The following is a 16467-nucleotide window of genomic DNA, read 5'->3' on the forward strand; positions in this document are numbered from 1 at the left end:
TTCATTTTTTCCAAAAAGGAACAATATCATCTATCGTATGAATCACTTAAGTAATGGCATTAATCCGCTAGACCCAATTGTAATATGTTCGCCGTCTGTTTCCATTTCTACTGTACGCTTATTTGTTCCATACATCATTATACCACGCTGTTTTAATCGTCTCACTACACTTTGATGAGGATGTCCATACGGATTTCTGCTACCATAAGAAAGAATCGCGAACTGTGGTTCTACCTTCTTTATAAACCTTTCACTTGTTGAAGTATATGAGCCATGATGTCCCACCTTTAGCACATCTGCATGTACATCAAATTGCTTTAATATTTCATTTTCCGTCCGCACATCAGCATCACCCATTAGTAAAAAATCTGCCTTACCATACCGAACCTTTAATACAATTGAAGATTCATTATTTTCATCTTTGGACTTCCCATTGTTTAATACTTGTATGGAAACATGCGGATCTAGCGGTATGTATTGGCCCTCTTTTACTGAAATGAAAGGGATTCCCCTTTTCTTTATATGATTTCGATACGTATGATAAGTAAGAGAACTATATGTTTTTCCACTATCTAATATAAGTGATACCGGCATTTGCTCTACAATCGGAATGAGCCCTCCAATATGATCCATATCAGGATGAGTACTGACGATAGCATCTAAATGGTTAATTCCTTTTTCAATTAGCTTTTGGATGATAGCCTCACCAGCTTCATAAGGTCCTCCATCAATTAACATCGTTTGTCCATTTGGCAATATAATAAGTGTTGCATCACCTTGTCCAACTTTTAAGAAACTCACTTTCATTTTACCAAAATGTTGCCGCTGCATATGTAAAGGAGACGCAGTATGAATAGACATCATATACCTTTGGGCCGATGCACTGTTTAAAGAAAAGCATAACAAAACAGAAACTAATAATAAAACACTTCGTATACCGCTCATAACTCGTCTCCTTTTTTCAATTAGTATGGCACGGTATATAATTGATATACAAAAAAAGCTTAGCAAAATGCTAAGCTTTTATTTCGATATCTCTTGTAAAGAACCGAAGAATAAATCCGCTTCATTCATTTGTTCGTTTTCTTCAGAAAGCGGAGGTAAATCATCTAATGTTTTTAATCCAAATGTGTCTAAAAATTCTTTCGTCGTTCCATATAAAATCGGACGCCCAGGTCCTTCTGCTCTTCCCATTTCTTTTATAAGTAAGTGTGATACTAACGTTTGTAACGCCTTATCGGTTTTTACCCCTCTAATCTCTTCCATTTCAGTTCTTGTAATGGGTTGACGATATGCAACAATTGCTAACGTTTCTAGCGCAGCCTGAGAGAGTGAAGCAGCTGTTGGGATATCTATTAGTTTTTGATAGTACGACGCATGTTCTTTCTTTGTAGCAAAACGATATACTTTTGCATACTGTACAATTTGCAAACCTCGGTGTGCACCTTCACATTCTTTTTGCATTTCTTCTAAAATATCGATTACTTCGTTTCCTTCAATTTCAAGGACTTTTGCTATTTGTTCAGGAGAAATCCCTTCATCACCAGAAACAAATAAAAGCCCTTCAATGATTGATTTCTGTTCTGTTCTATCCATCTTACGAGCTCCTTCCTCCTATTTTCTCCATAAAAATACACATCAAAAAACCGAATCACAATCAATGCGTTCGGTTCAATATTTTTTCTCTTGTTCCAAACGATACATTCAAACCTAGCATGAGATATACTATTTCTATCCCATTTTCCATACTAACTCTATGCAGATTTAGTATAGCTTGATACGAAAATTTCATCAAAATTATGTTCTTGTTCAATTACGATTTGTTGATTTTTCATAAGCTCAAGAACCGCTAAAAATGTTACAACCATTATTTCCCGTTCATCATCAACAAACAAATCATAAAAACTTTGACGACCACCTTGTATTTCTAACTGCTTTAAAATATCCGTCATACGCTGTTCAATTGGTATTTCTTGACGAGTAATACGTGTTGTCACAGGTTTCTTTGCTTTTTTACGGCGCATTAATTTTTGAAATGCCGCTAGCATATCATATAACGTAACATCAAGAGGCAAGCTTGTCTCCTCTTCTTGTTGCAATGATGTAAAATCAATTGGCGGACGTGTATATAGCTGTGCTCTTTCTTGTTCTCTTTCTTTTAGTTCAGTAGCAACTTGCTTATATTTCTTATATTCAATTAACCTCTCCATCAATTCTTGACGAGGATCATCTATAAAGTCATCACCGTTATCAAGTACATCTTCTTCATGTTTCGGCAACAACATTTTACTTTTAATTTGTAATAACGTTGCAGCCATTACTAAATACTCACTTGCAACATCTAATTGTAGTTCTTTCATCGTATGAACATAAGATAAATATTGCTCTGTAATTTCCGCTACAGGAATATTATATATATCAATTTCATAACGATGTATTAAATGTAACAATAAATCTAAAGGCCCTTCAAAAGCCTCTACTTTAAAATTATACTGCACAAAGCATCCCACCACATTTTTTCTATAACAACATAAGTATAGAGCATACTCATGTTCTATCCAACCTTTTTAAGAAATTTAATTAAAAATAGACCTATGCCTATGGCATCATGCCCACCACTTCATATGATAACAGTGTAGTAAGAACAATGTAGGAGGTCAAAAAACTATGGGTCACGTTGATTGTGGTTTTAGCGGTGGGTTCGCATTACTTGTTGTATTGTTTATTTTGCTAATTATTGTAGGGGCAGCTTGCTTCTGCTAATATGAACAATAAACGACTAGGGAGAAATTCCCTAGTCGTTTATTGTTCATATTTCTATGATAAACTTATACTTATAACCGTTAGATAGGGGCGAAGAAAATGTATCCTACCGAATACATACAGTTTTTAATTCATTTTCACGGAGATTATGATTATTTTGAATGCCACGAAATACTGGAAGAGTATTGGAAAACAAAACCGAGAGGAAATCGGGATCATTATTTAGTCGGCCTCATTCAAATTGCAGTTTCTTTATACCATCACAGACGCTCTAACTGGAATGGCGCAGAGAAGATGATGAAAAGCGCCATAACGATTTTAGAAAAAAACAGTGCACATTTACTTCGTTTAGGAATAAATGAGGCACAACTCCTGTTCTTACTCAAAGATAAATTGCAATCTATCCAGAAAGAAGAAAGTTTTACACCGTTATTTTTACCATTGTCGGATACAACATTAGAAAAGTACTGCATAGAATTATGTCAGAAACAAAACCTTCCTTGGAAAGACGTGAATGCTACTTCTAATGAATTTATAATACATAAGCACACATTACGTGATCGAACAGAAGTCATCGCTGAACGAAACGAACAATTACAAAAAAGAAAGCAGAGATAATAAACTACTTATCTCTGCTTTCACGAATGTATATTTTGTTCAAGCCCTTTACATTTTTTGCAAAAACTTGCTGTTTGCTCATTTCCGCAAATTGTAAATTCAAGAAATTTACTCTTTAACTCTTGAACCATCTTCGTCCCAATACCCATATGACGGTGAGATGGGTTCACACTCAAATGCTGAATTTCCAAAACTTGATTCTCTTTTTTTACAATCCCCATTATCCCAACAAAATCTTCGTTTTGTTTCCACAAATACAATTGCCAATCATCCTTTGCTTCATAATCTTTCATAGTCAATTGTAATGTTTTCACATCTTTTTCAGTTGGCATAAATGAAAGAAGCCCCATTGCAATCTTTTCATAACTTTTTTTAAAACGAATTAACATAACCCTTATCCCTTCTTACAAAAGTTACAAACTATTAAATCCCCTCAATCACTCTTTTCATATCACATTCATTTTACAATATTTTCAACAGAGTGAGAAGAGCTTAAAACAACTTGATAATCATACAAAGCGAAAAGAAGAAAGTCAAATATACGTTTCATTACTGTTTTTTCTAAGTAGATAAAAGAAGAAACGCTGTTATATGAAAGTGAAAAGAAACATCCACCGCTCATTATCACTTCACTATTCATCACCTTAGAGCAGATGAATTCTAGCAAAATGAATGTAATAAACAACTTTTATTGAAATGTGTAATCTAATAATGTAGTCTATGTGATTTGTTAAAATTTTGTTCTCATAAGCGACATATTCTCACTACAATCACATTACTACTTGTATCATGTACCGTAAACGAAATCCCCATTCCTATTAAAAATAAAAAAGAGAGCAATAGCTCTCTTTTCTCATTCACTTATTCTTCCCAAACTTTAACTTCTTTCATTACATCACCTTGACGCATGTTCAATACTGTTTCAATACCGCTTGTTACTTTACCGAATACAGTATGTACACCATCTAAGTGTGGCTGTGGCTCATGAACGATAAAGAATTGGCTACCGCCTGTGTTACGGCCAGCATGAGCCATAGAAAGTGATCCTACAAGGTGTCTATGAGGATTTCCATCAGTTTCACATGGGATAGAGTAACCTGGGCCACCCGCACCTGTTCCTGTTGGATCTCCACCTTGGCTTACGAAGCCAGGAATAACGCGGTGGAATGTCACACCATCATAAAATCCTTGCTCTGCTAGTTTTTTAAAGTTTTCTACTGTTTTCGGTGCCTCTTCTGGGAAAAATTCCAAATCGATTTTTTCACCATTTTCCATTACTATGTATCCTAAAGTTTTCATACGTATATGTCTCCTTTCAACTATCTCAGCACTATATTACCACATTCATCACTAGAAACAAAAAGAATCCGACAATCTACATACTTCTTTTTTGAAATGTGGAAAAAGCTAGGTGACAAATAAGAAATATATACTATAATAACTGTGTTGCCCGAAAATTTTAGAAAGAGAAAGGGAGCGATTTTTCGTGAAAACGAAATTACTAGCTCTGCTATTAGCTGTAGCAGTATTTATTATGCCAACAGCTTCGTTTGCAGACATCATCGAAGGAGAATCAATTGTTACACTAGGAGAAAACTTGTCTGAACAACAAAAACAAGATCTGTTAAAAGAAATGAAAGCACCAAAAGATGCTACAATTATTACTGTGTCTAATGCGGAAGAACATAAATTTCTAGAAGGGATTGTTCCAAAAGCTCAAATTGGTACGAGAGCAATTTCCTCTTCTATGATCACATACACAAAGCCAGGTTCTGGTCTCATTGTACGTTCAAAAAACATTAATTCAATAACAGATGCAATGTACACAAACGCACTTATTACAGCAGGTGTGAAAGATGCTGAAATTCAAATTACTGCACCATTTAAAGTTTCTGGAACTGCTGCTTTAACTGGCTTAATGAAAGCCTATGAAACGACATCAAACAAAGCAATTCCTGAGGAAGTAAAAAAAGTAGCCAATGAAGAAATGGTGCAAACATCCCAGCTCGGCGATAAAATTGGTGAAGAAAAAGCAGTTCAACTTGTTGCGAAAATTAAAGAAGAAATTGCCAAAGAACAACCAAAAACAACTGAAGATTTACGTTCATTAATTAAAAAAATTGCGGATCAACTTGGTATTACATTAACGGATGAACAGTTAGATAACTTAGTTGCGCTATTTGATAAAATGAAAAATCTTAACATCGATTGGAATCAAGTTGGCAGTCAGTTAAATAAAGCAAAAGAACACGTTTCTGCCTTTTTAGGATCTGAAGAAGGGCAAAGTTTCCTAGATAAAGTGAAAGATTTCTTCTCAAGTATCATTGATTTTGTTAAATCTTTATTCAAGTAAAAAGAAGCTCGTCAGTGACGAGCTTCTTTTTTTATACAAGTAACGGCAATTTCATAATAGCTTCTTCAACCGAACGAACTATATGATTTGCCCTCTCCTTGACATATGGATGAGCATGATGCAGAGTGAATGAATGCGGGGTTACTTCAAACATAGAAATATCATTGAAAGAATCTCCAATACATGCAACTTCATTTGCTTCAATTTGCAAATGTTCCATTAGTCGTCTTAAAGCACTCCCTTTACTTACTCCCCTTGGCATAATGTCAACATAGCGTTTACCAGACATAAAAACTTCCGCTTCATTCTGAAAGGTATCTCGTAATTCTTGATCTAATGCTTCAATTGTCTCTTCTTCCCCAAAAACAAACAATTTCGCAGGATGTACAGTTTTACCAAATTCCTCTTCTAATGCTTCTATTTCAGCGATATGCACGCCCATATACGTTTCAAAATTATGATGATGTTCATTTTTTCTTTTTGTATACCGTTGCTCATTTGCACAAACAATATCTGCTAGTCCCTTTTTATGGATATATCGATATATTTCCTGGGCAATCCCATCTTCAAAACTTGATTCATGAAATATTTTCCCATCCGGTAGTAACATCGTCGCTCCATTTAAACTCGTTGTGTAATACGGGAATGCAAACCTATTTACGACTTCATCAATTCGATGAGTAAAGCGGCCTGAGGCAAAACAAATATTTGTCCCTTTTTCAGCTAACCAACAAATTGCACGTTCATCTTCTTTTTGCATATCATTCACATTGTAAACGAGCGTGTCATCTAAATCACTTACAAATAATTTAATCATGTCCTCTTCCCCTTCCATACACAATATCTACTCTAAGTGTACACAAAAAATGTTTGATTTTTGTTAAAAAACAATAAATTTTTGCTAAAAAAATAAACGGGTGTATAATCCCGTTTATTTTTGTCTTTTTACATTTTGAGGTCTTACAATACTTGGTCGTACTTTTAAACTAGACATCGTCGGACGGAGTAGAATTTTTGTTAATGCGCCCCAATCAAATGGTAAAAACGGCCATAAATAAGGTGTTTGCAAACTTTTTATAGACGTTAAAAATAAAATCAATATCGTCATACCAATTACAAAGCCCATCTCATGGAAGAGACCTGTTAAAATAATAACAAATAATTTTCCAACCTTATTCCCTAGCCCTAATTCATAACTCGGTGTTGCATAAGCACCGATCATAGAAACTGCTACATACAAAATAACTTCTGGTACAAACAAACCTACATCGATTGCTATTTGACCAATTAATATAGCGGAAATTAATCCTGCTGCAGACGATAACGGCGTTGGAGTATGAATGGCAGCCATCCTTAAAAACTCAAGCCCGACCTCTGCCATTAATACTTGTAATAAAATTGGTAAATGTGTCATCTTAGTCGGTCCAATAAAAGCAAGATTTTCTGGTAAAAGAGTTGGATCAAATACAAACACTAACCAAAATGGTAGTAAAAACAAGGAGAATAAAACACCTAAAAAGCGTACCCAGCGTAAAAATGTACCGACAGCTGGATTTTGTCTAAACTCTTCTGCATGCTGTAAATGATGGAAATATGTTGTTGGCGTAATCATAGCACTCGGTGATGTATCAACAAGTACTAGAACATGTCCTTCTAATAAATGATTGGCTGCTACATCCGGTCTTTCTGTATATCGAATAAGCGGGAATGGATTATAGCTTTGCTTTACAACAAATTCTTCCACTGTTTTATCCGCCATCGTAATGCCATCAACATCAATGTTATTTAATTCTTGTTTTATAATCTTTACTAAATCTTGATTTGCAACATCTTGTACATATGTAATACAAATATCCGTTTGCGATCTATCTCCTACTCGAATAATTTCGTTTCGAAGACGTGGATCTCGAATTCTCCTACGAATTAATGCTGTATTCACAACGATATTTTCAACAAATCCATCTCTCGCACCGCGCACTACTTTTTCGGTATCTGGCTCTGTCGGTGTTCGCCCTGGATAGCTACGAACATCTATCGCAAACGCTTCTGTTTCACCCTCCACAAATATAATAATAAGCCCTGATAACGCTTGAACCATTACTTCATCCATCGTTTTCACTTTACTTACTTGCTGATGAATTAAACGATTCTCTAAAAGCTTTACTGTATCTTCTTCAACATCCCTTATTTCATTCGTATCCACAGCTTCTTCTAAAATAGGAATGATATAATTTGTATCACAAAGTCCATTTACGAATAACACAGCAATTTCTTTATTCAAAATTTGAAATTTACGAATACCAACATCAAATGTAACGCCTAATCCAACCGTTTGTTTTAAATAATTTTCATTGTCACTTATGAAAGTTGAAATAGGAATATCTATTTTTTTAGGCTTCGTCATAAAACCCACTCCTTTCCAAAATTAACTGAATTGCTTTTTTAGTAATTGGTGAACCTCTCTCCCATTCATCGTTTCCACACATCTTACCAATATCACCAATTCCAACAATGACAGGAACATTCAAATCATCTAGACAATAAATTGTATCTCCGCTAATTCTGCCAATTTCACCATCTGGGAGCCCAAACTTATCAACGCCATATTCCGTTAAATTCCCGTTTCGATCCACGCTTACATCTACACGTGCCCATTCCCAATGATGTGTATTAGACGCTACTGCCAAAATCCCAAGTACATCAATTTGTTTATGCGTGGCTACATATTTTAAAGCTTTTTCACCAGATCCTTCTCCAATAAATCCACTGTCATCAAACATGACAAATACAGGGTCATATGGCGTTTGCATAATAAGCTCAACAACTTTCTTCCCTGTTAATTTGGTTGGATTGCTTTGTGATGCTGAAATACACCTTCCCCCAAATTCCTTCGTTAAAAGCTCAATTGTTCGCTTTGCATATTCATCTCCATCTGTGACCAAAACAACCCTTCGTCTCATTTGATTTATCCTTTCGGTTTACATATAAGTGCTATAAAAAATGAAAATAATATCGCTGCAGAAATGCCTGCAGACGTTAAACTAAACATACCCATACCAATCCCTATATATCCGTGTTTCTCTGCCGCATGCATTGCCCCGTGTAATAAGGAATGTCCAAAACTTGTAATAGGAACTGTTGCCCCAGCACCAGCAAACTTTATAAGCTTATCGTACAATCCAAATCCATCTAAAACTGCTCCTATCACCACAAAGGTAGCCATTAAATGAGCTGGTGTTAACTTTGCAAAATCTAACAATACTTGTCCAACTAGACAAATAGCGCCTCCTACAAGAAATGCATATATAAAATCCACAATTCACTCTCCCTTCACTCTCTCAAATACGACACCATGTGCAATTGTTGGAATTGTTTCTTTCTGCTGCATCATCATCGGGCTTAATAACGCGCCAGTAGCAACGACAAAAATTCGTTGTAAATTCCCTTTTTGCATCTCGCTTAATAAATGACCATATGTGACAACAGCTGAACAAGCACAACCACTACCACCTGCAAATACTTCTTCTTGACCCGAATCATAAATCATTAATCCGCAATCATTATATATATGCCCAATATCATAACCTTCTTCCAGTAACAGTTGTTTCGCAATCGGTGTCCCAATAGCTGATAAATCCCCGGTAACAATCACATCATAATCATTGGCACTTCTCTTCAAATCTTCAAAATGCTGCTGAATTGTATGAGCCGCAGCCGGTGCCATCGCCGATCCCATATCTAAAGGGTTCGCAATTCCTAAATCTTGCACTTTTCCAATCGTAGCCGACGTAATTTTAATGGCACTTTTTTCTTTACTAATTAATATGGATCCCGCACCTGTAACAGTGGAATTTGCTGTTCCTGGTTTTTGTCCCCCATACTCTGTTGGATAACGAAACTGTCTTTCAGCTGTTGCATTATGACTACTTACCGTCGCTAAAACACGATTTGCGAATCCACCGTCTATAAAGGCTGATCCGACCGCTAAAGTCTCCATCGAGGTCGCACAAGCACTAAACATGCCTAAAAAGGGAATTCCCCACTTACGCGCAACGTAATTTGCTGTTACTGTTTGATTTAATAAATCACCCGCTAAAAAGAAATCAATTTGTGATGTTTCTACATTTGCTTTTTGCATGACTTGTTGAATAGAATCTGACATTAATCTTCGTTCAGCAAGCTCCCAGTTTTCCTCTCCGCAATGTAAATCATCATATGAAATATCAAATTCCTTTCCAAGAGGGCCTTCAGCTTCTTTTGGACCGACGGCAGTACCGGTTGCATTCACATAAATATCATTTTGAAATACCCACGTTTGTTTTCCTGTCAACCTCATACTAGCCCCTCCTTTAAGACATAAAAATTTTAAAAGTATATCTTATTAACCCAATAATGTATGCCCCGACAACACCAAAAACGATTACACTTCCCGCTAGCTTAAACATGTTTGTAGCAACCCCAAGCACAATTCCTTCACTCTTATGCTCTAGCGCAGCACTTGCCATAGAATTCGCAAATCCCGTAACAGGTACGGCCGACCCTGCTCCAGCAAATTGACCGATTTTATCATATACACCACAACCTGTTAAAATCGCCGATAATAGTACAAGAGTTGCGACGGTTGGATTCCCTGCCTCTTGTTCACTAAAATGAAAATAATGTATATAAAATTTCATCAATACTTCTCCGATTGTACAAATGAGTCCACCTACAAAAAATGCCTTAACACAATTTATAAAATAATTTGGCTTCGGATGGTATTCCTTCACTTTATTTACGTAATCGTCCTTTAGTTTTCGCCCTGTCATTTATATATTGCCTCCTACTTTACGAAATAAATCCAGTGAAACAACGAGCCTATTACTTTTCCAAGTACAAGAGCAACGAGTAAAACAACAATCTTCCCCTCTACCCCTACTCGCTTCGCTAAAATAGGTAAAACATTTAACACTTCTGTTAATGCGGCAGCGAGCATTCCAATGAATGTGCCACAAAATATTCCTAATATAACAAGCCAATATTGCGACGTTTGAAATGTAATGTTTTTCAAACTACACCAAGCTCCTGTTAATGTACCTGCAATAACTGCCCACTCAAAATATTGAATGTGCTTTCCACTTCTCGTTAATTGAGCTAGACGAGGGATTATACCAAGCACAGCTAAAAATGCAACATATCCGCTACCTACAGCAATTCCTCCTGCTAAAGCAATTAAAATAACGAATCCAGACTCAATCATCGGTAAGTTGTTTCATATTATCCTTGTTTTCATGAACAATTACATATTGGTCAAGTGACTGCTGGTATTGGAACATCTCCACTTCTAACGGACTCGGCTCTTCATTAATACGCTTTTGAAATACATGATTAAAAAATAAAACCATACCTAACCCAAGACCTAATGAATAAGGAATTTGAAATAAAAGTGGTTGCGCCTTAAATTCTCCCGTAATCATGTAATATAACCGTTGGTGCACTTGTTGCATGCTTACATCTTCATGAAAATATATGATGGCAAGAGCTGCTCCAATGAAAAGTAACAACCATACAAGTCCGAAAAAAATCGGATGTACTTTCTTTTTTTCATATATAATTTCAACAAGAGTTTGTCCAGAACCGAGTAAATTAATTTGTATATGAGCAGCTTTTCGCCTAATAATCTCGATTATTTTCATAACATCAATTACAACATGCGTTTTATCACGCGCTGTAATTTTATAAATTACCTCATCCTGTAACGACTGAACTACTGCAGCATCTCCGGCAAGTTGAGCAACATCTCCCAGCTTTACTTCATATGTAGGAGAAACTTTTAATCGATTACGCATTTTAATATAAATTGTTTGTTCCAATTTCCATTCACCTCTTCACTCTTCCTCGTAGTTGTAGTATGGTTATTCAATTTTTTTCTAATACAATTTTTTCATAAAAAAACATCTGTACCATTTCGGTACAGATGTTTTTTAGTTTATGCTTTTTTCTTAAATAAATTTGCAATGCTTAATGCGAGCCCTCCCCAAATGACTACTATTCCAATAACCATCATCATAATCGCCGATCCACTCATTATGAAACACCTCGATCTTTCCATTCTTTTTCAAGCTTAGCAGAATCTGAATGTATTTGTGCATTCCATTTCTTTAAACTAATGATTAGCGCAATGATAAGGAACGCTGCTGCAATTGACCAACCATATGTTACGACAAACTCCGTTGAGTAACCTCCATAGTTCTTTTTAATATTTTGGATTGTACCATCAATTAACATGTACCCTAACATAAGCGGAGTAATAACGAGTAAACTCACCCTCCAAAACGTCCCTAACTTAATATCAGATACGAAGTTTGCGTGGTTTTGATAAACCGGTAAACGACGTAAAATGAGTCCTATCGTAACTACTTCCGCTAGAGCAATTGTAATTAATCCGAAGTTATTAGCGAAGTAATCCACAACATCTAAGAACATAAGCCCGCCACGTGTCGCAAAAACAAGAGAAACGAGTACGAGAAGCGTCCCCATAATTCCAATTGTTTTCTGGCGGCTTAAGCTAAACTTTTCAGATACGGCAGCAAAACAAACTTCCGCAAGCGAGATGAGGGATGTAATTCCGGCAACCGTTAATGATAAGAAAAATAATACGCCAAATAAAGATGACATCGGTAATTCATTAATAATTTGCGGGAATACTACGAAAGCAAGCCCTACACCAGCACTTGCTACTTTATCAACTGGTACTCCCATATTGTTTGCCATAAATCCAAGAGCCGCAAAGACCCCAATCCCTGCTAATAATTCAAATCCTGAGTTTGCAAACCCAGTAATAAAAGCGTTATTTGTTGTATCTGAGTTTTTCGGTAAATAACTAGAATACGTAATCATAATTCCGAATGCTAAAGATAAGCTAAAGAAGATTTGACCGTAAGCAGCAAGCCATACTTTTCCGTCAAAAATACGACTCCAATCTGGTTTAAAGAATGCATCTAATCCTTGCATCGCACCTTCCATCGTCACTGCACGAACTACGATAATAAGGAACATAACAACTAGTAAAGGGATGAAAATACGGTTCACAACTTCGATTCCTTTTTTAACTCCTTTAAAAGCAACACCAAGCACAATAATCCAAACGAGAGCTAGTGGAATTAATACTTCCGGTACGAGCCCTCCAAACTGTCCAGGTTTATCTGCAACATGTAAATACTCTTTAAATAAAAATGATTCCGTGTCTTTCCCCCATGCGCCAGTAATTGCAAAATACGTATAAGAAATAGACCAAGCAATAATTACTGCATAATATGTTGAAACGATAAACGTTACACACATTTGCCACCATCCGATGAATTCAGCACGCGGATGAATACGAAAGAACGTAAGTGGCGCTGAACCACGGTGACGATGCCCAAGAGCAAATTCAAACGCCAATAATGAAATCCCAGTCGTTAATAATGCGAATAAGTACGGTAAAAAGAATGCGCCTCCTCCATTTTCATACGCCGTATAAGGAAAACGCCATATATTTCCTAACCCAACGGCAGAGCCGACCGCTGCAAAAATGAATCCAGCCCTCGTTCCCCATTGTTGCCTCGTTTCCATATTTCCTTCCCCCTTTGTGACAAGTTCATAACTGGATTATATTTTAAATTTACTAAATTATCAATAAATTCTGTTAATTTTTAAGAAAGTTTACAATCTCCTCCTATTAAAGTCATAAAAAAAGATCGAATAGATAGCTATTCATCTATTCGATCTTTCATCTGTTTTAATATTTTCTTTTCAAGTCTTGAAACTTGCACTTGCGAAATACCTATTCGCTCTGCTACTTCTGATTGAGTTTGGTCTTTATAATAGCGTAAATATACAATTAAACGCTCTCTCTCATCTAATTCTCTAATTGCTTCTTTTAAAGCAATTTTATCAAACCATTTCGTTTCAGATTGATCTGCAATTTGATCTAAAATAGTAATTGGATCTCCGTCGTTTTCATACACCGTTTCATGTATGGATGAAGGGGCACGACTCGCTTCTTGCGCCAGAACCACTTCCTCTGGCGTTAGTTCTAACGCTTCAGCTACTTCATTAATCGTTGGAGCCCTTCCGAATTCTTTCGAAAGCTCGTCTCTCATCTTTCGAATTTTGTTTCCTGTTTCTTTTAAAGACCTACTTACTTTCACTGATCCATCATCACGTAAAAATCGTTGTATTTCGCCAATAATCATGGGAACTGCATATGTTGAAAATTTCACGTCGAAAGATAAATCAAATTTATCTACCGATTTTAAGAGCCCAATACATCCAATTTGAAACAAATCGTCTGGTTCGTATCCGCGATTAAGAAAACGCTGCACAACCGACCATACGAGACGCATATTACTTTGAACAATTGTATCTCTTGCTTGTTGATCTCCATCTTGACTTTTTTGAATTAACGCTTTTAGCTCGTGGTCCTTTAACTGAGGTTTCTTCTTCTCATTTTTGACCTCTATGTCCATAGGCTATTCTCCTTAATTGCATAGAGCGTTACTATTTGATAAGTATTTTGTCAAATGGATTGTTGTCCCGAAAGATTCGTTTGAAATAACTTCTACTTCATCCATAAAATTTTCCATGATAGTAAATCCCATTCCGGAACGCTCTAATTCAGGTTTAGTTGTAAAAAGGGGTTGTCTCGCTTCATCTAAATTAAAGATGCCAATCCCTTCATCTCGAATCGTGAGTTTCACCATTGCTTCTTCCAAAATTACAGAAATATAAACAACACCTTCTGCATTTCCTTCGTACCCATGAATAATTGCATTCGTAACCGCTTCTGACACAACTGTTTTAATCTCTGTAAGTTCTTCCATCGTAGGATCTAGTTGTGCAATGAAAGCAGCTACTGTAACGCGAGCGAACGATTCATTTTGACTTAATGCTGAAAATTGAAGGTTCATTTCATTTCTCATTTATGCCACCCCCAACGTCGCGAGCGCATGCGCTTCACTTTCTTCTAAGCGAACAATTTTAAATAAGCCCGACATTTCAAATAAACGTTTAACAGGCGGTGAAATTGCACAAACAACCATTTCTCCACCTAATCCCTTTACATGCTTATATCGGCCTAATATAACACCTAAACCAGAACTATCCATAAACGATAAGTTCTCTAGGCTCAAAACAATATGATGAACACCATGTGTCTCAATCATATCTGTTACTTTCGTTCGCAACTCTTCAGCAGTATGATGATCTAATTCACCCGCTAGCCTCACACATAGGACGTCACGTTTTACTTCTAATTGCATGGAAAGACTCACACGATTTCCTCCTTATGCTCAAACTTTACTCATTTACATACATAAAGATTTTCGTGATACAACATAAGAATCCTTCTTACTGACAAAAGAAGAACTATTTCGCCATAAAGTGAAACCATTCAGCAATTATTTACTTACATACGAATAGAAAAGCGGCAAAATGTTTGCCGCTATTTTGATGTTGAAAACATCCCAAAACTTCTTTTAAATAACTCCCACCAGCTCGCTGCAGCAACATCTTCTTTTGCTACAATTGTTTGTTTTAATAAAACATCTTTATCTTTTTTAATAACAAGTGTACCAAGTGCATCGCCCTTTTTAATCGGCGCTTTCACTTTCTTTTCAGCAATTACTTCTTGCTTTACCTTGTCCATATTTTCGCCCTTCTTCATAAGAAGAGATACATTGTCTGACGCAACTAAATCTACTTTTTCTTTCTTCCCTTTTCCTACTTGGACAGTCTTAATTTTTTCGCCTCGTGTATACAATTTCTTTGTCATATATTGACCAAATGCGTAGTCAAGAAGCTTCGTTACTTGATTGTTCCGTTCTTTTGATGTAGGTGCTCCCATAACAACTGAAATAACACGCATCCCATTCTTTTCAGCCGATGCTGTTAAACAATATTTTGCTTCTGTCGTAAAGCCCGTTTTTACACCATCTACTCCAGGATAAAAACGCACTAACTTATTCGTATTAACGAGCCAAAACTTCTTATCTGTATCTTCACGTAAATAGTCTTCGTATTTTCCTGTGTATTTGCGAATAAGTGGGTACTTCATCAATTCTTTCGCCATTATAGCCATATCATTTGCTGTGGAATAATGATCTTTAGCCGGAAGACCTGTCGGATTTTGAAAATGAGTATTTTTCAGTCCTAAATCTTTCGCTTTTTTGTTCATCATATTTACAAAACCTTCTTCTGAACCAGCGATATGCTCCGCTACTGCAACAGACGCATCATTTCCAGATGCAATTGCAATACCCTTTAGCATTTCATTTACGGTCATCTCTTCTCCAGGCTCTAAAAAGATTTGTGATCCACCCATTGAAGCTGCATGCTCACTTGCTCTCACTTTATCGGTCAGTTTTAGTTTTCCTTTTTCAACTTGTTCCATAATTAATAGCATTGTCATAATCTTCGTCATACTAGCAGGTGGTAACTTCTCATTTGGATTTTTATCAAACAAAACTTTACCTGTATCTTGTTCAATTACAATTGCTGATGACGCTTGTTCCGCTAACTTCGGTGTTGTTTCTTCTGTTTTCTCCTGCTTCGTCTTCTCAGATTGTGCGAAACTAACTGAAGTACCAGAAAGCAATAACATGAAACAAACAAGTATTCCAAAAACTCGCTTCATGACTAACCCTCCATTCTATATCAAACCTATTTTTTCCAATTCACTGTTTTTTAATACCATATTTTTCTAACATTTTCAG

General features: G+C 36.2%; 23 protein-coding genes. 3 read left to right on the forward strand and 20 right to left on the reverse strand.

Going from position 1 to position 16467, the window contains the following annotated elements:
* Window positions 1-42: 42 nt before the first annotated feature.
* The 3 genes from RTP99_RS09460 to scpA all read right to left on the reverse strand — a co-directional run bounded on the left by RTP99_RS09460 (window position 43) and on the right by scpA (window position 2498).
* Window positions 43-945, reverse strand: a complete 903-nt coding sequence (locus RTP99_RS09460) for a ComEC/Rec2 family competence protein (protein ID WP_000014372.1) — start codon at window positions 943-945, stop codon at window positions 43-45.
* A 78-nt stretch (window positions 946-1023) separates the two neighbouring features.
* Window positions 1024-1596: a segregation/condensation protein ScpB gene (gene scpB, locus RTP99_RS09465; RefSeq protein WP_000376222.1), complete on the reverse strand. Its 573-nt coding sequence runs from the start codon at window positions 1594-1596 to the stop codon at window positions 1024-1026.
* Window positions 1597-1754: 158 nt separating this feature from the next.
* Window positions 1755-2498 carry a segregation/condensation protein A gene (gene scpA, locus RTP99_RS09470; RefSeq protein WP_001199762.1) on the reverse strand — a complete coding sequence of 248 codons (744 nt, stop codon included), beginning with the start codon at window positions 2496-2498 and terminating at the stop codon, window positions 1755-1757.
* A 169-nt stretch (window positions 2499-2667) separates the two neighbouring features.
* Here scpA and RTP99_RS09475 point away from each other — a divergent pair, with 169 nt between their 5' ends.
* A complete protein-coding gene (locus tag RTP99_RS09475; RefSeq protein WP_000510194.1) occupies window positions 2668-2763 on the forward strand; it encodes a YjcZ family sporulation protein in 96 nt (31 codons plus the stop codon).
* A 99-nt stretch (window positions 2764-2862) separates the two neighbouring features.
* On the forward strand, window positions 2863-3381 hold the full coding sequence (locus RTP99_RS09480) for a DUF309 domain-containing protein (protein WP_000283585.1): 519 nt from the start codon (window positions 2863-2865) through the stop codon (window positions 3379-3381).
* A 20-nt stretch (window positions 3382-3401) separates the two neighbouring features.
* Here RTP99_RS09480 and ribT read toward each other — a convergent pair whose 3' ends face one another.
* From ribT to RTP99_RS09495, 3 genes are all read right to left on the reverse strand, one after another.
* A complete protein-coding gene (ribT, locus tag RTP99_RS09485; RefSeq protein WP_000908397.1) occupies window positions 3402-3770 on the reverse strand; it encodes a GNAT family N-acetyltransferase RibT in 369 nt (122 codons plus the stop codon).
* A 68-nt stretch (window positions 3771-3838) separates the two neighbouring features.
* Window positions 3839-4021 carry a hypothetical protein gene (locus RTP99_RS09490; RefSeq protein WP_041184696.1) on the reverse strand — a complete coding sequence of 61 codons (183 nt, stop codon included), beginning with the start codon at window positions 4019-4021 and terminating at the stop codon, window positions 3839-3841.
* A gap of 221 nt (window positions 4022-4242) precedes the next feature.
* On the reverse strand, window positions 4243-4680 hold the full coding sequence (locus tag RTP99_RS09495; protein ID WP_000853792.1) for a peptidylprolyl isomerase: 438 nt from the start codon (window positions 4678-4680) through the stop codon (window positions 4243-4245).
* 187 nt (window positions 4681-4867) lie between these two features.
* Here RTP99_RS09495 and RTP99_RS09500 point away from each other — a divergent pair, with 187 nt between their 5' ends.
* On the forward strand, window positions 4868-5734 hold the full coding sequence (locus RTP99_RS09500) for a DUF1002 domain-containing protein (protein WP_000850502.1): 867 nt from the start codon (window positions 4868-4870) through the stop codon (window positions 5732-5734).
* Between the two features lie 31 nt (window positions 5735-5765).
* Here RTP99_RS09500 and RTP99_RS09505 read toward each other — a convergent pair whose 3' ends face one another.
* The 14 genes from RTP99_RS09505 to dacF all read right to left on the reverse strand — a co-directional run bounded on the left by RTP99_RS09505 (window position 5766) and on the right by dacF (window position 16388).
* Complete coding sequence (locus RTP99_RS09505) at window positions 5766-6569, reverse strand: Cof-type HAD-IIB family hydrolase (RefSeq protein WP_041184697.1); 804 nt, start codon at window positions 6567-6569, stop codon at window positions 5766-5768.
* Between the two features lie 96 nt (window positions 6570-6665).
* Window positions 6666-8138 (reverse strand): spore germination protein SpoVAF, encoded by a 1473-nt coding sequence (gene spoVAF, locus RTP99_RS09510; protein ID WP_000165588.1) that lies wholly within the window; start codon window positions 8136-8138, stop codon window positions 6666-6668.
* Window positions 8125-8694, reverse strand: coding sequence for a stage V sporulation protein SpoVABEA (gene spoVAEA, locus RTP99_RS09515; protein ID WP_001254414.1), 570 nt, complete (start codon window positions 8692-8694; stop codon window positions 8125-8127). The genes spoVAF and spoVAEA overlap by 14 nt, the downstream gene beginning before the upstream one ends.
* 5 nt (window positions 8695-8699) lie before the next feature.
* Window positions 8700-9050 (reverse strand): stage V sporulation protein AE, encoded by a 351-nt coding sequence (gene spoVAE / locus RTP99_RS09520; protein WP_000345905.1) that lies wholly within the window; start codon window positions 9048-9050, stop codon window positions 8700-8702.
* A gap of 3 nt (window positions 9051-9053) precedes the next feature.
* Complete coding sequence (gene spoVAD / locus RTP99_RS09525; RefSeq protein ID WP_001241152.1) at window positions 9054-10070, reverse strand: stage V sporulation protein AD; 1017 nt, start codon at window positions 10068-10070, stop codon at window positions 9054-9056.
* 13 nt (window positions 10071-10083) lie between these two features.
* On the reverse strand, window positions 10084-10542 hold the full coding sequence (gene spoVAC, locus RTP99_RS09530) for a stage V sporulation protein AC (protein WP_000147736.1): 459 nt from the start codon (window positions 10540-10542) through the stop codon (window positions 10084-10086).
* A gap of 14 nt (window positions 10543-10556) precedes the next feature.
* On the reverse strand, window positions 10557-10973 hold the full coding sequence (gene spoVAB, locus RTP99_RS09535) for a stage V sporulation protein SpoVAB (RefSeq protein WP_000572932.1): 417 nt from the start codon (window positions 10971-10973) through the stop codon (window positions 10557-10559).
* Window positions 10966-11586: a stage V sporulation protein SpoVAA gene (gene spoVAA, locus RTP99_RS09540; RefSeq protein WP_000438354.1), complete on the reverse strand. Its 621-nt coding sequence runs from the start codon at window positions 11584-11586 to the stop codon at window positions 10966-10968. The genes spoVAB and spoVAA overlap by 8 nt, the downstream gene beginning before the upstream one ends.
* A 116-nt stretch (window positions 11587-11702) precedes the next feature.
* A complete protein-coding gene (locus tag RTP99_RS09545) occupies window positions 11703-11801 on the reverse strand; it encodes a methionine/alanine import family NSS transporter small subunit (protein ID WP_000016826.1) in 99 nt (32 codons plus the stop codon).
* Complete coding sequence (locus RTP99_RS09550; RefSeq protein WP_000450067.1) at window positions 11801-13327, reverse strand: sodium-dependent transporter; 1527 nt, start codon at window positions 13325-13327, stop codon at window positions 11801-11803. Before RTP99_RS09550 ends, RTP99_RS09545 begins: the two co-directional genes overlap by 1 nt.
* 137 nt (window positions 13328-13464) lie before the next feature.
* Window positions 13465-14223, reverse strand: coding sequence for an RNA polymerase sporulation sigma factor SigF (sigF, locus tag RTP99_RS09555; RefSeq protein WP_000350729.1), 759 nt, complete (start codon window positions 14221-14223; stop codon window positions 13465-13467).
* 12 nt (window positions 14224-14235) lie between these two features.
* On the reverse strand, window positions 14236-14676 hold the full coding sequence (gene spoIIAB, locus RTP99_RS09560; RefSeq protein WP_001243400.1) for an anti-sigma F factor: 441 nt from the start codon (window positions 14674-14676) through the stop codon (window positions 14236-14238).
* A complete protein-coding gene (gene spoIIAA, locus RTP99_RS09565) occupies window positions 14677-15027 on the reverse strand; it encodes an anti-sigma F factor antagonist (RefSeq protein ID WP_000059133.1) in 351 nt (116 codons plus the stop codon).
* 170 nt (window positions 15028-15197) lie between these two features.
* Window positions 15198-16388 (reverse strand): serine-type D-Ala-D-Ala carboxypeptidase DacF, encoded by a 1191-nt coding sequence (gene dacF, locus RTP99_RS09570; protein WP_000831992.1) that lies wholly within the window; start codon window positions 16386-16388, stop codon window positions 15198-15200.
* Window positions 16389-16467 lie beyond the last annotated feature (79 nt).

Origin of the sequence: Bacillus sp. (in: firmicutes) (genome assembly GCF_031983925.1) — a bacterium.
Lineage (GTDB): Bacteria > Bacillota > Bacilli > Bacillales > Bacillaceae_G > Bacillus_A > Bacillus_A pacificus.

Excerpts from the sequence above, each read along its gene's own strand:
- RTP99_RS09460 (WP_000014372.1), bottom strand. The coding sequence starts at position 945 with ATGAGCGGTATACGAAGTGTTTTATTATTAGTTTCTGTTTTGTTATGC.
- scpB (WP_000376222.1), bottom strand. The coding sequence starts at position 1,596 with ATGGATAGAACAGAACAGAAATCAATCATTGAAGGGCTTTTATTTGTT.
- RTP99_RS09475 (WP_000510194.1), top strand. The coding sequence starts at position 2,668 with ATGGGTCACGTTGATTGTGGTTTTAGCGGTGGGTTCGCATTACTTGTT.
- RTP99_RS09480 (WP_000283585.1), top strand. The coding sequence starts at position 2,863 with ATGTATCCTACCGAATACATACAGTTTTTAATTCATTTTCACGGAGAT.
- ribT (WP_000908397.1), bottom strand. The coding sequence starts at position 3,770 with ATGTTAATTCGTTTTAAAAAAAGTTATGAAAAGATTGCAATGGGGCTT.
- RTP99_RS09490 (WP_041184696.1), bottom strand. The coding sequence starts at position 4,021 with ATGAATAGTGAAGTGATAATGAGCGGTGGATGTTTCTTTTCACTTTCA.
- RTP99_RS09495 (WP_000853792.1), bottom strand. The coding sequence starts at position 4,680 with ATGAAAACTTTAGGATACATAGTAATGGAAAATGGTGAAAAAATCGAT.
- RTP99_RS09505 (WP_041184697.1), bottom strand. The coding sequence starts at position 6,569 with ATGGAAGGGGAAGAGGACATGATTAAATTATTTGTAAGTGATTTAGAT.
- spoVAF (WP_000165588.1), bottom strand. The coding sequence starts at position 8,138 with ATGACGAAGCCTAAAAAAATAGATATTCCTATTTCAACTTTCATAAGT.
- spoVAEA (WP_001254414.1), bottom strand. The coding sequence starts at position 8,694 with ATGAGACGAAGGGTTGTTTTGGTCACAGATGGAGATGAATATGCAAAG.
- spoVAD (WP_001241152.1), bottom strand. The coding sequence starts at position 10,070 with ATGAGGTTGACAGGAAAACAAACGTGGGTATTTCAAAATGATATTTAT.
- spoVAC (WP_000147736.1), bottom strand. The coding sequence starts at position 10,542 with ATGACAGGGCGAAAACTAAAGGACGATTACGTAAATAAAGTGAAGGAA.
- spoVAB (WP_000572932.1), bottom strand. The coding sequence starts at position 10,973 with ATGATTGAGTCTGGATTCGTTATTTTAATTGCTTTAGCAGGAGGAATT.
- RTP99_RS09545 (WP_000016826.1), bottom strand. The coding sequence starts at position 11,801 with ATGAGTGGATCGGCGATTATGATGATGGTTATTGGAATAGTAGTCATT.
- RTP99_RS09550 (WP_000450067.1), bottom strand. The coding sequence starts at position 13,327 with ATGGAAACGAGGCAACAATGGGGAACGAGGGCTGGATTCATTTTTGCA.
- sigF (WP_000350729.1), bottom strand. The coding sequence starts at position 14,223 with ATGGACATAGAGGTCAAAAATGAGAAGAAGAAACCTCAGTTAAAGGAC.
- spoIIAB (WP_001243400.1), bottom strand. The coding sequence starts at position 14,676 with ATGAGAAATGAAATGAACCTTCAATTTTCAGCATTAAGTCAAAATGAA.
- dacF (WP_000831992.1), bottom strand. The coding sequence starts at position 16,388 with ATGAAGCGAGTTTTTGGAATACTTGTTTGTTTCATGTTATTGCTTTCT.